The following is a 1,071-nucleotide window of genomic DNA, read 5'->3' as shown; positions in this document are numbered from 1 at the left end:
AAAGAAATTGACCTAACCGCAGCTTATAAGATTGGTGAAGCGGGACCGACACTTTCTGTAGCCACTCTTTGGTGGGACGGACAAGCTGATGTGGCTAATGGAGAACTTACCAATAATTATTTCCATTTTAAAAGTGGAGACACCGGACATCATTTTGAAGCAGGGTTAGCTTATACGCTTCCTATTGAAAAGTTCCCGTTATCTATCGCATGGTATACCATGTTTGCCGGTGCTGACAGAAAAACGACTGATGAGGGGGAGGAAAAGCAGGCATACTCTTCTTACGTAGAACTGAATTATCCGTTCAGTGTGAAAGGAGTTGATCTGAATGCTACTTGTGGAGTGGTTCCTTATAAGACTCCGCAGTATAATGTGAATGGGTTTGCAGTGACGAACCTAGCTTTGAAAGCAACGAAAGCAATAAATTTTAATGATAAGTTTTCATTGCCTATATTTGTACAGGCTATATGGAATCCACGTTTGGAGGACGCCCATTTAGTATTTGGCGTAACTTTAAGGCCATAAAATAAACTCATGAATTTTTGTGAAACCCGTGGTGATCGTGATGATTACTACGGGTTAGGATGTTTAAAATAACAGATTGACGTAATGGATGATAGAGAACATAGTGTACAGTATTTTTTGGATCTGATAAAGAAGTCCCACCGGGGCAAATTCAAGGTCTATATCGGTATGATAGCCGGTGTGGGAAAGTCATATCGTATGCTTCAGGAGGCGCATGAACTGCTGGAGAACGGTGTGAACGTGCAAATCGGCTATATCGAAACTCATGGACGCGCCGGGACGGAAGCATTGCTGCAAGGGCTCCCTGTCATTCCGCGTCGCAAAATCTTCTATAAGGGGAAAGAATTGGAAGAAATGGATCTGGATACGATTATCCGTGTCCATCCGGAAATTGTAATTGTGGATGAACTGGCTCATACGAATGTAGAAGGTAGCTTGAACGAGAAACGTTGGCAGGATGTGATAACTTTGCTGGATGAGGGAATCAATGTGATCTCGGCAATCAATATTCAGCACATCGAAAGCGTGAATGAAGAAGTGCAGGAG

The 1,071-nt window shown here is 42.9% G+C and carries 1 protein-coding gene and 1 pseudogene; both read left to right on the top strand.

Annotated elements, in window-relative coordinates; genetic code table 11:
* Nucleotides 1–525, top strand: a 525-nt coding sequence (locus tag AB5935_RS26060) for a hypothetical protein (RefSeq protein WP_368327880.1), incomplete at its 5' end; no start/stop codon positions are given.
* An 84-nt stretch (nt 526–609) separates the two neighbouring features.
* A pseudogene (locus AB5935_RS26055) lies at nt 610–1,071 on the top strand (sensor protein KdpD); the annotation flags it as partial.

This window comes from Phocaeicola sp. RTP21198st1_B8_RTP21198_201120 (assembly GCF_040929485.1).
Classification (GTDB): Bacteria; Bacteroidota; Bacteroidia; order Bacteroidales; family Bacteroidaceae; genus Phocaeicola; species Phocaeicola dorei.
This window is presented reverse-complemented; position numbering and strand designations above follow the sequence as displayed.